Below are 14,076 nucleotides of genomic sequence, written 5' to 3' on the forward strand. Positions count from 1 at the left end.
GGCTGGTATGAGCAATTTATCTTCTGATTCTTCGCCTGCCAGCCTCACACTCGATCAAGCGCGCGAGCGCTGGGAAGAGCTTGCAGAGACAATCCGCCAAGCCGATAGCGCGTATTATGAGCATGATGCCCCGCACTTATCCGATGCGGATTATGATGCGCTTCGTCAGGATTTATTGGCATTAGAAAGCGAATTTCCCCAATTAGTTGCCCAAGATAGCCCCAGCCAGAGTGTGGGTGTCAAACCCTCTGGGCGTTTTGCAAAAATCACGCATTTACAGCCAATGCTCTCTTTGGATAATGCATTTTCAGACGAGGATGTTTCAGAGTTTTTGGGCCGTATCCGGCGTTATCTCGGCATGGATGCCAGCGTTGAGCTGCACGTGACTGCTGAGCCAAAAATTGATGGTCTGTCGGCCAGTCTTCTATATGAAAACGGTGTACTGATCAGCGGTGCTACGCGCGGAGATGGGCGTGTTGGAGAAGATGTCACCGCCAATCTTAAAACCATTGCCGATATTCCCCATACGCTCGAAGGGGATGACTGGCCAGAACGCATCGAGATTCGCGGCGAAGTTTATATGTCTCATGCAGATTTTGCTGCATTGAATGAACGTGAAGCTGCGGCGGGCCGTAAAACTTTTGCCAATCCGCGAAATGCGGCGGCGGGGTCATTGCGTCAGCTCGATGTTGAGGTCACAAAATCGCGTCCGCTCAGGTTTTTCGCCTATGCATGGGGCGACACATCAAAAGAATTTTCTGTCAACCAGATGGGGGCTGTTGAAGCATTTTCCAAATGGGGATTTTCGATCAATCCACTCATGAAATGTGCTGATAGTGCAAGCCAATTGATCGAGATTTATAATCAAATTGCCAATGATCGCGCCAGCCTTGGCTATGATATAGATGGCGTGGTTTATAAGGTCGACAGGCTAGATTGGCAGGCGCGTCTTGGTTTTGTCTCGCGTTTTCCGCGCTGGGCGATCGCGCATAAATTTCCAGCTGAACAAGCCACAACCATATTGCGTGAAATTGAAATTCAGGTCGGGCGTACAGGGTCTCTTACACCTGTTGCCAAATTAGAGCCTGTTACAGTTGGCGGCGTTGTTGTCTCCAATGCCACCTTGCATAATGAAGATGAAATTGCGCGTAAAGATATTCGTGTGGGCGATAAAGTTGTCATCCAGCGGGCAGGCGATGTGATCCCGCAAATCGTGCGCGTCATCGCAGAAGAACGCCCAAGCCATTCAAAACCCTATGAATTTCCAACCACATGTCCTGCTTGTGGATCGCATGCTGTGCGAGAAATGGATGAAAAAGGTGAGGAGGATGCGCGTCGGCGGTGTACGGGTGGGTTAATTTGTCCAGCTCAGGCAAAGGAACGCCTCAAGCATTTTGTATCCCGCAAGGCGCTCGATATTGACGGTCTTGGTGCCAAGCAAATCGAATTATTCTTTGATAAAGGCGTGGTGACTGCCCCACAGCATATTTTTCAGCTTGAACAACGTATCAATGAACTAAACCTTCCGCCGCTCGAAGAGTGGGAAGGTTTTGGTAAAACCAGTTCTGAAAATATCTTCGCAGCCATCAATGCAAAACGCCAAATCCCATTTGCACGCTTTTTGATTGGTTTGGGTATTCAACATGTCGGCCAAACAAATTCTGGTTTGCTCGCACAAAATTTCTTATCTTTTGATGCTTTTCAAACAGCCATGCACGCCGCCATAGATGCGCGTCCGGGGCCAGCTTATCTTAAATTGAGCAGCATTGATCGCATCGGTGACACGACGCTAGAAAATATCCTAAACTTTGTGGAAGAAAATGGCCTGCCTGAAACGCCGCCCGCAAGCTTAGAGCCAAATCTATCGGGCCAGATCCCTGCTTTGCAAATGAAAGGCGTCAATTCAGCAGCATGTGAAGCTATGGCTAGACGTTATGGTAATTGGGATGAGTTTCGAAATGAGCTTTTAAAAGCCAATGACACCAAACCTGCATCCGCCTTTAAATCCATTTCCAATATCGATGGTATGGGGGATGTCTCAGCTGAAGCGCTGATTGATTTCTTTATGGAACCTCATAATCAGGACATGCTGACCCAATTACTTGCTGAAATTGAGATAGAAGCTGCTCAAGCGATCCAAACAGACGGCGCAGTGGCTGGGAAAACTGTTGTTTTTACAGGAAGCCTAGAGCTTATGTCTCGCGATGAAGCGAAATCTAAGGCGCAATCCTTGGGCGCGAAAGTGGCGTCATCTGTTTCGAAAAAAACAGATTATGTTGTGGCTGGTCCAGGGGCTGGAAGCAAGCTGAAAAAAGCACAGGATTTAGGTGTGACTGTACTCACAGAACAAGCTTGGCTGGATATGATCAGCGCATAAAAAAGGGAGCCGATTGGCTCCCTTTACAATTTTATAAATCTTTACAGGCTTGTTTTAGCCATTCCAAATCTTCGCCAGAAAGCAGCGGTGTTAGCTCTTTTAGCACACGCTGATGATAACGATCGACCCAGATCCATTCATCTGGCGTCAGCATACCCCGCTCAATCAGGCGCGAGCAAAGCGGCGCAAGTGTGAGTGCCTCAAATTCCATCATAGGAATATCGCCGCCAACAATATCTCTTGGTTGCGTAACATATTGAAGGTTTTCTATGCGAATACCGTACTCATTTTCTTTATAATATCCCGGCTCATTCGATACGATCATACCAGGCTCAAGCGCGGTAAAGTTAGGCATTTTCGAAATGCGCTGCGGGCCTTCATGCACACCAAGATAAGATCCAACACCATGCCCCGTGCCGTGTTCATAATCCAATCCCAGCGCCCACATAGGTTGGCGTGCGATCGCATCAATGGCTGATCCTGTTGTTCCGGCAGGAAAACGCAATCGCGCTAGCGCAATATGCCCTTTAAGGACTGTGGTATAGCGTTCTTTCATTTCTTGGGTCGGCTCACCAATCGCAACAGTACGGGTGATATCCGTTGTGCCATCTAGATATTGGCCACCTGAATCAACAAGATAGAGTGAGTTCTTTTCTAGAACTTGAACAGTCGCTTCATTGACGCGGTAGTGACAATGCGCACCATTAGAGCCAGCACCGGAGATTGTCTCAAATGATAGATCTTTTAAGCCTTGTAGCTCTTCACGGTGTTGTTCTAAGCGTTGAGCGGCTTGAATTTCATTGATTTTGCCCGACTGGACTTCTTCAGAATCTAGCCAGCGCAAAAAACGGGTAATGGCAGCACCATCTCGTAAATGTGCCTGTTTAGAACCAGAAATTTCAACATCGTTTTTTATCGCGCGTGGCAGAGCTGACGGATCGGCTTGCACAGCTATTTTCGCGCCAGCTTCAGTAACTGTTTTGAAAAACCAAGCCGATGCTAAAGCTGGATCAAGGGAAACTGTTTTGCCTTTTAATTTGGCGATGCGCCCCTCAAGCTGAGACATTGGCATCACGGTCACATCGCTAAGATGGGTTGTCAGTGCATCATTCACCTTCACTGGGTGTAAGAATAAATCAGCGTTTCCAGTGGCATAAACAATGGCGCGACCTAGCGGAAGCGGCGAACATTTCACATCTCCGCCGCGAATATTAAATAACCAAGCTAGAGAAGCTGGCGATGTGATAATCACAGCGTCAGCCGCAATATCTAAAAGCGATGCGCCAACACGTTTTAGTTTGGAAGCGTGTGTTTCACCTGCATAAACAACATCATGCGGCACCACTAATTCTTTAGGTTCAGGCGGTTGATCATGCCATGCGGCATCAATCGGGTTTGTCTCAACCGGCACAATTTCAACGCCCGCAAGGCTCGCTGCATCAGCTAATTGTTCAAAAGCATTTTGGCTGACAAGTTCAAGATCAACACCAAGGCGTTTGCCGTGTAGCTTTTGTTTGGCCAGCCAATTGAACGGGCCTAATTTGTCCAAACTTTCCCGCGTGAAAAGCTTTGAATCCACCTGTTTGGCTGCTTGAAGTGTGTAGCGCCCATCAACGAATAGCACGGCTGAATTCATCAATATCATGGCCGCGCCAGCAGAGCCGGTGAAGCCAGTTGCCCATGTCAGTCTATCAAATGCGCTGGGCAGATATTCATTTTGATAGGCATCTTCATGCGGAATATAATAAGCATCCAGATTTTGCGCTTTCATCTGTCCGCGAAGCAAAGGCAGATTGCTTTGCCCGAGTGCTGGTCCGCCAGTGACTTCAAATGTCTGTCGCATATCATACCTATCCGTAAATTTAGGGTCTATTTGTCTAGCTTATATATCTAGAATCGTAAGCTGTTATTCAAGCCAGATCCTTCTAACGATTATCTATATGCCAAAATATTCTGCTGGATCAAATAGATTATCATCCATCCATGGGTCACGTGCAGGACGTTTCTTGGTTTTTTGTTTTAACGGCTTTTTGAAAACCAAAGTCGACCACGCGCCCAATCTGCGGCGGTCCACAAGCGCTAGATTGCGACCAGCAAAAGCTGCTTTCACTTGTGGCTCTTGATGGTTTAGCAAACCAGAGAGAATGATATAACCACCATCCTTGGTCAGTTTGTTGATATCAGATGAAAGCGAAACAAGCGGGCGCGCCAAAATGTTGGCCATTACCGTATCGTATTTGCCTTGATTGCGAATAAATGCATTGTTTGCGCCTGTTGCGACTAACAAATGCAGATTGCGGCCCATTTTGTTGTTTTCTGCGTTAATTTTGGCAATGCGAATTGATTCAGGGTCAATGTCGGACGCGACAGCCATGCTAGCCCCCGATTTCATCGCGGCAATCGCCAAAACAGCAGATCCGGTCCCAATATCCAGCACTTTGCCCAATTTACGCTTCTTGGCGACATCGGCTAGCGCTTCAAGGCAGCCCTTCGTTGTGCCGTGATGGCCTGTTCCAAAAGCTGGACCTGCTTCAATCCATACAGGAATACGGCCACCAGCAAGTCGTGTTAATTCATGGGCACCCGCAACATAATAAGGGCCAGCCTCTACTGCAGGCAAACCTTTCAAGCTTTCAGCAACCCAGTCTTTATCATCTAGCTTTTCGTGTGCGGCGGATAAACCTTCGCCTTCGCTTTCAATGATGGAGATACAGGCTTGGACGCTCTCTTCATCATGGCAAAATGCATCAATGCGCCAAGATACGCGCGTGGCTTCTTCTGTTGAAACTGCGCCAGCAGGAGATGGGTCCATGTCTGCCAATACATCAGAAATACGTTCAGCAGTTGCGCGGTCGCAAATGGCGCTCACTTTATACATTCAAATCAGCCTTAAATCAGGGGATGGGTTCATGCCAGCGTTGATAGAACAAACTCAGCATTTGGGGAAGTCTCAGTTTGCAAGGCTTTATTGCCGTTATGGTGAACGCTGCATTTAGGATAAAAGTTTTGCTATTTTTAAATCCAGCTTTAAATGCGATGCGCGATACATACTCTATGAGCGCAATTTCTTCAGCCACTAGCGGCGTGCTACACGCCAGCCAAATGTTCAACAGAGCAGCCACCAACACGGTGAAAGCTGCCAATGAGCAGGGCGATCTCGTCGGTGCAATCGTGGATCAAAAACAGGCTGAACATGCACTTAAAGCCAATACGGCAGTCTTAAAGGTGGCCGATGACATGCAAGAACGATTATTGGATATTCTTGTCTGATTGTTTTGAGATAATCTCAGCATTAGCGGTTGGCAGTCCTTTCCTAAAATCATACGCTTAGGTAAGTTTCTGGTTGAGGGAAAAGATGTTTCAATTTTCAAATCTAGTTAAATCCGTATTTCTATCGTGTTCTGTGCTGCTTGTTGCGGCGTGTGATGCCTCCTTCCACAGAAATGATGTGCATGTCATTTCAAGTAAGGATGCAATTACTAGCTTTCCTGAAGGTGAAATCTACGGAGTTGTCACCCAAAGCAAATTGAAACAATCAATCGCCAAAGAAGAACTTTCAGGCATGGATTTTCTTTCTTTGCCAGAACAAAAATTTATAAAATCCCAAGAATGGATCGCTTTACCTCTGGATAATCTCAATCATCCCACACTTGAACGAGTTGGTCATTGTTACAAAGTTGAATCCGAAGACGAGAACCATTTTTTCATCGTTGAGCATGTCACAGGGCCTTTCCATCTTTATTCTGCAAATCGAGATGGATGTTTTGATAAAGGCATGGAAGTCAAGCATGATTACGGTGTGCTCTATATCGAAGATGGTTTGTTCTATGTGCTAGAGCAAAGTGAAGAGCATTTTCGTGATTGGGTGGGAAATCTGAATCCAATACAGCGTATGCAATTGGGTGTGCAATATACGTTGCCACCAGGCGACCAGTCTGTTGCGCAGGTTCAGGTAAAGTCTTCCAAAGCCTATCACGAATATATTCGTCAAAATAAAAATGATTTTGGCTTTCAAGCCGATGGTATGCCGCTTTATGTCGGGCCTCTAAGTGAAGACCAGCAAAAAGCGCATAGACTATTGTTGCTCGCTGAAGAAAAATACAAAGCCTTTAAAGCAGAACAAGCTAAAAAAGACGCCGCCTCTGCTGTGAAATAGCGTCATATCCTCCTGAGTGAGTGGGGGATATCTGCAAAGTTTTCCAACGCGATCGCATTTCGCCCCATATTATGGCTATCCATTCATTGGGGCGGCTCGCGAACGCTAGTGTGATTGGAATGGTGCTTAAACGCATCATACGAGGTGTCGTGAGGCATTTAGGCCGCTGGCATCCTGAATCATTGGTCAGGACCAGCACATAATATCCGTCAGCCAAGCGCTGACATCACATCCGCCAAGCGCGCACCTCGTGCCCCTGCTTCCGGCTTTATATAATATACCCGCATAATGTCCCTATGCGGATGTTTCTGTTTGTTTTGTTTCTTTCAATACATCAATTTGAATAGTTTGATTGAGTGCAAGCTATTAGGCGGCGTTTTTGTCGTAAAACTGTCTAACAAATATCACGAAAGTGTCGCTTTACAGATGATAACCCACTGGCTTCAGCCAAGAGGGGAAAATCATGGCATTATCTCGATCAAAATTATTGTCGGCAACATTTTTGGGGCTTGGGTTAGCAAGCGCCGCGAGTGCACAAGTGCTTGATGGACGTGTGACGGATCAAACAGGTGCAGCACCTCTTGAAGGCGCACGCGTCGTTCTCGAAGAGCTGAACCGCACAACGACAACAGACCGCTTTGGTAAATACCGTTTTGGCGGCGTACCTGAAGGCACATACAACTTAACTGTTTCATATATCGGTGCGCCGAACGCGACTATGCCAGTGGTTATCGATACAGATCGCGCTACGCTTGATGTAAAGCTTGGTGACGATGTTCGCTATATGGAAAACACAATTATTGTGGGTAGCGCGGCGGCTCAAGCGGGGGCTTTGAACCAACAGCGTGCATCCAACTCTTTTCTTTCAGTCATCGACTCTGATGGCCTTGGAAGTTTCCCTGACACAACTGTGGCAGACTCACTTCAACGCCTGCCAGGTCTCTCCATCAAAACAGACCAAGGTGAAGGCCGTTATGTATCAGTGCGTGGGATCAACCCAGACCTAATCTCTGCCTCTATCAATGGTGTGCGTACACCTTCACCGGAAGATCGTCGCGGTGTGTTGCTTGATGGTGTTCCCTCTGATTTGCTTGACGGTATTGAAGTTCAAAAATCTCTGACCCCAGATGTCGATGCTGATACACTAGGTGGGGTGATCAACCTTAAAACGATTTCCGCTTTTGACCGTGATGGGCGCTTTATCCGCGCAAAAATTGAAGGTGCATACAACGAAATTTCTGAAGAGATTTCTCCTAAAGCCGCACTCACATATTCTGAGGTTTTTGCTGACAAATTCGGTGTTGCTTTGTCCGCGAATTACCAAGATTTGCGTATCGAAGCACACAATAACGAAGCCGATGAGTGGAGCCAGTTAGACGATGGCACATTCTACCTTTCTGATGGTGCTGAACACCGTTGGTATGGCCTAAACCGTGAGCGTCTTGGCTTTGTTGGGAATTTTGACTGGCGCGTCAACAACAGCACAGACCTTTACCTTCGTACGCTCTTCAACAATTATGAAGACGATGAAGTGCGTAATGTTCTTGCCTTCCGTGATCTTGGGGATGTGGTCGAAGAGGATGATGATGAAAATGAAGTTGTTGCAGATGGTTCAACTCTGACAGACACTTCAGCCAGTTTCCCATTGAATGAGACACAAGCAGAAGTTCGTGTTCGCCGCGAAGTTCGTCAAATCCAAACAATCGCCATCGGTGGTGAGACAGTCTTGAATGACTGGAAAACAGATTATGAAATCTCCTATGCATATGCAGAAGAAGACGACAGCGACAATCACGACGCAGCTTTCCGGTTTGAAGACATCCAAGACGTTGTTCCGGGCAACATCACGCTAGATTATTCAGACCCGAAAATTCTGCGCTTAAGCGAAGGTGCAATTCTGGATGCGATTTACGATCCTGCCAATTACAATCTAGATGCGTTTGAGCGTGAGTTCACTGCGAATGAAGATACTGAAGTCGCAGCAAAGTTTAACATTTCCAAAGATGGACTGCTCGGTCAGATTCCTGTCACTTGGAAGGGTGGACTAAAAATCCGCGATCGTGAAAAAATTCGCGATGTAAATGTGCTTGTCTATGAAGACGATTCTATCAACCTCGCAGATTATTCCACTGGTAACCTTATCCCAGACTGGCGCATCGGGAATGAGCAACCTACATGGCCAGATGCAAACCTGACGCGTTCATTGCGCAATGCGTTCACCGATGATGATCTTGATGTTGAAGGCAGCTTCTTTGACTCCAATGGTGAAGATTACAAAATTGATGAGCAGATCTTTGCCGGTTACGGTATGGGTACTTTCAATATTGGTGACCTAACCCTTGTTGCTGGTGTTCGTGTTGAGCAAACAAATGTTGATTTGGAAGGGCGCGTCGTCCTTGAAGATGAATTAGAGGCAGTCACCACTAATTTCTCCAATGACTACACGCATGTTCTACCGAGCATAAATGCGAAATATGCATTCTCTGACACGTTGATTGCACGTGGTGCTTATTACGCGGCTGTTGTGCGTCCTGCATTTGGCGAGATGGCACCATTCTTCTTCATCAATGATGATCGTGATGAAGCTGAAATCGGAAACCCAAATCTTGACCCACTTGAAGCAAACAATTTCGACCTTGGTTTAGAATTCTACCCAACAGAGCTTTCTGTTATGTCAGTCGGTGTGTTCTACAAGGATATCTCTAACGCGATATTCCCAACCACATATGACATTGAAGACCTTCCAGACAGTATCGACCTCTCCGCTATCCCGGGAGAATTCCTCAATGGTATCGAAGAGGGTGATGAAATTTCTCCAGGTGTTGTAGACACAGGCGAAATCGAAGAAGTTGCCACCTTTATCAATGTCGGTGACAGTGAGATTTACGGGGTTGAGTTCAACTATGTTCAAAACCTTGGTGATTTATCAGAAGCATTAAATGGTTTCCTTCTGTCCGCCAACCTGACATTAAGCGACTCCGAAAGCACATTGCCGGATGGCCGCAAAGTATCCTTCCTTCAACAATCTAACACAGTTTGGAACATGGCACTTGGCTATGACAAAGGTCCGTGGGATCTGCGCGTATCTGCCAATTTCCGTGGCAACCAAATTGATGAATTGGTTGATGAAGATCTCGATCGTTACACAGATGATCGCACATTGGTCGAAGCGTCTGCCAAATACACTGTAAATGACAATATTCAGCTCTATGTTGAGGGTAAAAACCTCACTGACGCGCCAGAATATTACTATTTTGGAAACCAACGTCGTCTGTCACAATATGACGAATTTGGACGTACATTCATTATAGGCGCACGCTTCACTTATTAGTAAAGTTCAAAAGATCAGGGCTGGAAACGGGGCTTCCTGTTTCCAGCCCTCGCTTTATTTATTTTATAGATCGGATAATCCTATGTTGCGCTCAATCTGTCTTGCTCCGCTAATGCTTGCTGCTTTTGCTTGTACAACTCCAGAAGTTCTTCCTTTTGAAATCAAGAGCATTCCTGCTCAAGTTGAAACAGACCCAATGGTCGGCGTTGGTGATCGCGCTGATGATCCAGCCGTATGGGTATCGCCAAATGATGTCGCGAATTCACTCATTCTAGGCACAAACAAAGACGAAGGCCTGCATGTGTATTCGCTTGCAGGTAAAGAACTTCAGTTTCTTGATGTGGGTGCTGTCAATAATGTTGATGTGCGCGGTAATCTTGCTGTTGCTTCCAATGATGAAACCGGCGGTATTAGTTGGTTCTCTATCGATCCGGCCACAAGCAATGTCCAACACCTAAACGACACACCTGTCGACATCGTCGAGCCATACGGCATTTGCATGGGCAATCTTGATAATAGCTACCAAGCCGGTGTGACCTATAAAGATGGGACTGTTCAAATCTGGACAGGCACGCTCCAAGAAGATGGCACAGTCAGCGCGAAATTTGAGCGTTCAGCCAAGCTCGAAACTCAGCTTGAAGGCTGCGTGTTTGATGATGAGCAAAGCCTGCTGTTCATCGGTGAAGAAACAAAAGGCATCTGGTCGCTTGATCTGGCCAATGCGGATTCTGCACCCCAAAAAGTTGACTTCATCGAAGATGGTAACGGCCTTGTCGCAGACACAGAAGGTCTTTCTCTGTGGCGCGGTGAAAACGGCGAGGGCTATCTTGTCGCTTCTGCGCAAGCTTCCGACCGTTTCGTCGTCTATGACCGCAAAGCGCCGCACGCACCACGCGGCATTATCACAATCACAGCCAGTGCAGATGGTGCAATTGACGCTGTCACGCACACAGATGGCCTTGATGTGTCATCCGCATCATTGCCGGGTTATCCAGCGGGCATATTGGTTGTTCAAGATGATGGAAACCCAAAAAGCGGTGTCGACCAGAACTTCAAAATCGTAGATTGGGAAAGCATTCAAACTGCGCTCCAAATCGATTAATCCATAAAGTAAAACGAGCGGGCTTTTCTTTATTCAGCCCGCTCGTTTTAAGCTTTCAACGCCTTCCCGATCTATGGATTGAGGCGGGCTTTCGAGCCAGTATATTCACGTTCACACGCAAGAATTTTCGACCCTTGTCGCGGACTATTTTTCGCAACTTCCTGTGCTGCACTTTTACAAAAACGCGCGCATTTCAAGAAATTAGGCTCTCTATTATTAGCTGACATTTGCGGATATTGCTGCGCAAGTGCGGTGCATTCATCTGAAAAAGCCAACAATTCTGTCTCCGTAAACAGGGTTTCGGCTTTGGGCGTTACCTGCCCATTGTATTTGGATGAAATAGAGGCGGGTAATTCTGAAAAAGATTGATCGCAAACCAACACATTATTTTTCAATTGCGGATGATTTAAACCCTGCTGCATCATGTCGGCAGCTGTCTTACAAGACATTTTACACCGGTTCAGATTCTTCACTTGATTGGCTTCTTCAGTCGACTTTCGCCAATCAAGCTGACTGGCCTCCAGCGAGCAGAATGTGCTCATAGATTTATATTCATCAACCGATTTCGTCTGACCCATCGCAGCGTTGCAGACAAATAATGCGGCGACACCAAGCGCTAAAAATTTCATTCGCATTTAGATGCATCTCCCCAAAAAAATACCTAAACGAAAATCTATATTCTGCAATTTTAAGCCATGATCAAGACGGAGATTAAATTAAGCGTACAGATTGCTGAACCAGCAAAGACACGCCAATATTTGTCATGGAATAGAAGGGCCAGTCTTGTTGTGGCGTAGATCCCAAATCAAGTTTGGGATGACATTTAGATATTTGCCGACCACTCACCCAACACGCTCAACCTGCCATCCGAACGCACGCCGTCACCCATATGCACGCTGTCACTGCGACGTTCAACCTGTCACCCTGACGAAAGTCAGGATCCACGTATCAATGCAGACTGGCTCCTGTGTTCAAATCGTCCCCCGAAAATTTCCTGCATCTGATTTGCTTTTGGGGGCGGTGAGGGGTGTTGTGTGAACTAACAGCGTTGTTATTCATGACTTTATCCGTTTTTCTGTCACGAATTTGTATTCTAAAATGGCTAAATAGCTGTTATCGAAGATGAAAATAAAAAATTAGGAGTTGGGGGAAATCCGATGAAATTAAAATCGTGCGTAGCACTTGGAGCATTCGCGCTTGCAACAACACTTAGCGCATGCGGTGGCGGCGGTGGATCTTCCAGCCCGACGCCTCCTTCACCAAGCGCACCCGCAGTGAACACGCCTCCAAATGCTGATATATCCACGACCAATGTGGTCACGGATGAACGTCAAGAGATTTCCCTTTCCGCCGCAGGATCAAGCGATGCTGACGGAGATAGCCTCACTTATAGCTGGTCGCAAATCGCCGGACCCGACCTTGGCGCAGGCACGCAAACCGGAGACACTTTCACCGCTCAAGTCCCAGAACTCACAGCCGATGAAACCTACACAATCGAGCTTACTGCCTCCGATGGGCAAGCCTCAACAACCCAAACAATCGAGATCATCGGCCGCAAAATTGTGCTGACTCCTCTGGCGACAGAGTGGGGCAATCAATTTGGTGGGTATCAAACAGATGGACAGATCGTTCCACCATTCTGGTCAAATAATGGAAGTTATTTCCTGACCAATGTTTATACACCAGCTACTGACACGCAAGAAGGTAAATATTCTGAGTATTATTACGAACCTAGAGGGGCCGGAAACTATGATTACAGCTTGAGCTATAATCATCCAGCCAATTTTAGCGAGCCTTTTACGCCCCCAGTTAATTATAGATTAGATACGTCTGTTTGGAATGATTTTTATCAATACGTATCTTCCAATAACACCATTGAAATTAGAGATAATGCGGACTTAGAAAACCCTCAAATACTTCAGCTTCCTTCGGCAGCATGTGCTGTGTTTAATTCTGAGTTTATAGAGGGTTTTGATTCAGTCGCCAATTCAAATTCGCCAAAGGTATTTCCTAATTTACTGGTTGCGCTGGATACGGGGGGAATCATTGAATATGAAAACCTTGGCAATAGAGTTTTGACCGCTACAGGCTTTCCCGATACTGCAAATTCGATGAATTGGGGTAAATATGCAGAGACTAGCAGCGTTTTTAAAGAAGGCGGAAATTATTGCTCAGGCTTACTCGGTAAGCAGGTGGTGAAAACACCTACAAGTGACGGACACGCATTGGAGGTTACCGGTCATAATTTTATTCTCTTTGATGAAGATAGCCAGAATTTGCAATTGTTCGCGGCCTCAGGTGTAGAGCCATTTGTCAACGCAGCGCCGATAGCCCAGATGAGCACAGCTAGCATCACCAGCGAGACACTCAGCGGGATACCGCAAGTCCAAGCCAGCATTTATGAAGACCATGGCACCGCAAACCACTTTTGGGCAATTGGTCTAACTACAAAAACGCATGATGGAGAGCATTATGTCATTGTCATAAATGAAAATTTCAACGAAATGAAATACATGCGCCTGCCCAATGGTGTCCCCACGGATATTTATGCCATTCCGCATCAATCAGATGGCATTCCCTATAATGAGCAAACATCAGACCTTTTTATTATCAGTCCAGATAGTCCTTATGTTGTGTATTTTGAAAATAATGCCGCTCAAGGCACAGGCTATGCCGACGCAACGAATTTCGAGGATGCGCAATACATAGATGTCGGGTTTGGCGGCTCATTTCTCAATTTCGATTCTGATGACTATTATCGCGTCGACGAAGATATGTATGTGGCCTATGCAGAAGAAGGCCGAGTGCGTGTGTTCTCGCATTCAGCCACGGTGAATTAGCCTTCCCCGTAAACCCAAACAGTCTGATATCCATCGCAATGGAGATAGGATTGGCTCTCTGAGGGGAAGTAATTGTTTGAGTGACTGTGACACTGTCACATGGTTAATCACGCCAAGATTTGTCATGGAATAGAAAGGCCAGTCTTGTTGCTGCGTGGATCCCAAATCAAGTTTGGGATGACAGTTAGATGTTTGCCGACCACTCACCCAACACGCTGAATCTGCCAACCTAACCTACGCCGTCACCCTGACGCACACTGCCAAGCCCGA

At 46.6% G+C, this 14,076-nt stretch carries 9 protein-coding genes; 6 read left to right on the plus strand and 3 right to left on the minus strand.

The window, feature by feature from the left end; all coding sequences use genetic code 11:
* Positions 1-7: 7 nt before the first annotated feature.
* Positions 8-2,377 carry an NAD-dependent DNA ligase LigA gene (gene ligA / locus HBAL_RS02055; protein ID WP_041301820.1) on the plus strand — a complete coding sequence of 790 codons (2,370 nt, stop codon included), beginning with the start codon at positions 8-10 and terminating at the stop codon, positions 2,375-2,377.
* 31 nt (positions 2,378-2,408) lie between these two features.
* Here ligA and HBAL_RS02060 read toward each other — a convergent pair whose 3' ends face one another.
* Both HBAL_RS02060 and HBAL_RS02065 read right to left on the minus strand, forming a co-directional pair.
* The gene (locus tag HBAL_RS02060; RefSeq protein WP_015826263.1) at positions 2,409-4,220 is read right to left on the minus strand and encodes an aminopeptidase P family protein; all 1,812 of its coding nucleotides are present in this window, start codon (positions 4,218-4,220) and stop codon (positions 2,409-2,411) included.
* Between the two features lie 93 nt (positions 4,221-4,313).
* The gene (locus HBAL_RS02065) at positions 4,314-5,255 is read right to left on the minus strand and encodes a 50S ribosomal protein L11 methyltransferase (protein WP_015826264.1); all 942 of its coding nucleotides are present in this window, start codon (positions 5,253-5,255) and stop codon (positions 4,314-4,316) included.
* A 77-nt stretch (positions 5,256-5,332) separates the two neighbouring features.
* Here HBAL_RS02065 and HBAL_RS02070 point away from each other — a divergent pair, with 77 nt between their 5' ends.
* The 4 genes from HBAL_RS02070 to HBAL_RS02085 all read left to right on the plus strand — a co-directional run bounded on the left by HBAL_RS02070 (position 5,333) and on the right by HBAL_RS02085 (position 10,966).
* Entirely contained in the window at positions 5,333-5,647 is a 315-nt protein-coding gene (locus HBAL_RS02070) for a hypothetical protein (protein WP_233356725.1), read from the plus strand.
* 85 nt (positions 5,648-5,732) lie between these two features.
* Positions 5,733-6,533 carry a hypothetical protein gene (locus HBAL_RS02075; protein ID WP_015826266.1) on the plus strand — a complete coding sequence of 267 codons (801 nt, stop codon included), beginning with the start codon at positions 5,733-5,735 and terminating at the stop codon, positions 6,531-6,533.
* A gap of 463 nt (positions 6,534-6,996) precedes the next feature.
* Complete coding sequence (locus HBAL_RS02080; protein ID WP_015826267.1) at positions 6,997-9,864, plus strand: TonB-dependent receptor; 2,868 nt, start codon at positions 6,997-6,999, stop codon at positions 9,862-9,864.
* Between the two features lie 82 nt (positions 9,865-9,946).
* Positions 9,947-10,966 carry a phytase gene (locus tag HBAL_RS02085; RefSeq protein WP_015826268.1) on the plus strand — a complete coding sequence of 340 codons (1,020 nt, stop codon included), beginning with the start codon at positions 9,947-9,949 and terminating at the stop codon, positions 10,964-10,966.
* A 71-nt stretch (positions 10,967-11,037) separates the two neighbouring features.
* On the opposite strand, the gene HBAL_RS02090 is transcribed toward HBAL_RS02085, so the two are convergent.
* Complete coding sequence (locus tag HBAL_RS02090) at positions 11,038-11,601, minus strand: hypothetical protein (protein WP_015826269.1); 564 nt, start codon at positions 11,599-11,601, stop codon at positions 11,038-11,040.
* A gap of 522 nt (positions 11,602-12,123) precedes the next feature.
* On the opposite strand from HBAL_RS02090, the gene HBAL_RS02095 reads away from it, so the two are divergent.
* The gene (locus HBAL_RS02095; RefSeq protein WP_015826270.1) at positions 12,124-13,806 is read left to right on the plus strand and encodes a PKD domain-containing protein; all 1,683 of its coding nucleotides are present in this window, start codon (positions 12,124-12,126) and stop codon (positions 13,804-13,806) included.
* Positions 13,807-14,076 lie beyond the last annotated feature (270 nt).

This window comes from Hirschia baltica ATCC 49814, assembly GCF_000023785.1.
GTDB lineage: Bacteria > Pseudomonadota > Alphaproteobacteria > Caulobacterales > Hyphomonadaceae > Hirschia > Hirschia baltica.

Coding starts and splice junctions, on each gene's coding strand:
- HBAL_RS02090 (WP_015826269.1), bottom strand. CDS start 11,601: ATGCGAATGAAATTTTTAGCGCTTGGTGTCGCCGCATTATTTGTCTGC.
- HBAL_RS02075 (WP_015826266.1), top strand. CDS start 5,733: ATGTTTCAATTTTCAAATCTAGTTAAATCCGTATTTCTATCGTGTTCT.
- ligA (WP_041301820.1), top strand. CDS start 8: ATGAGCAATTTATCTTCTGATTCTTCGCCTGCCAGCCTCACACTCGAT.
- HBAL_RS02095 (WP_015826270.1), top strand. CDS start 12,124: ATGAAATTAAAATCGTGCGTAGCACTTGGAGCATTCGCGCTTGCAACA.
- HBAL_RS02060 (WP_015826263.1), bottom strand. CDS start 4,220: ATGCGACAGACATTTGAAGTCACTGGCGGACCAGCACTCGGGCAAAGC.
- HBAL_RS02085 (WP_015826268.1), top strand. CDS start 9,947: ATGTTGCGCTCAATCTGTCTTGCTCCGCTAATGCTTGCTGCTTTTGCT.
- HBAL_RS02065 (WP_015826264.1), bottom strand. CDS start 5,255: ATGTATAAAGTGAGCGCCATTTGCGACCGCGCAACTGCTGAACGTATT.
- HBAL_RS02080 (WP_015826267.1), top strand. CDS start 6,997: ATGGCATTATCTCGATCAAAATTATTGTCGGCAACATTTTTGGGGCTT.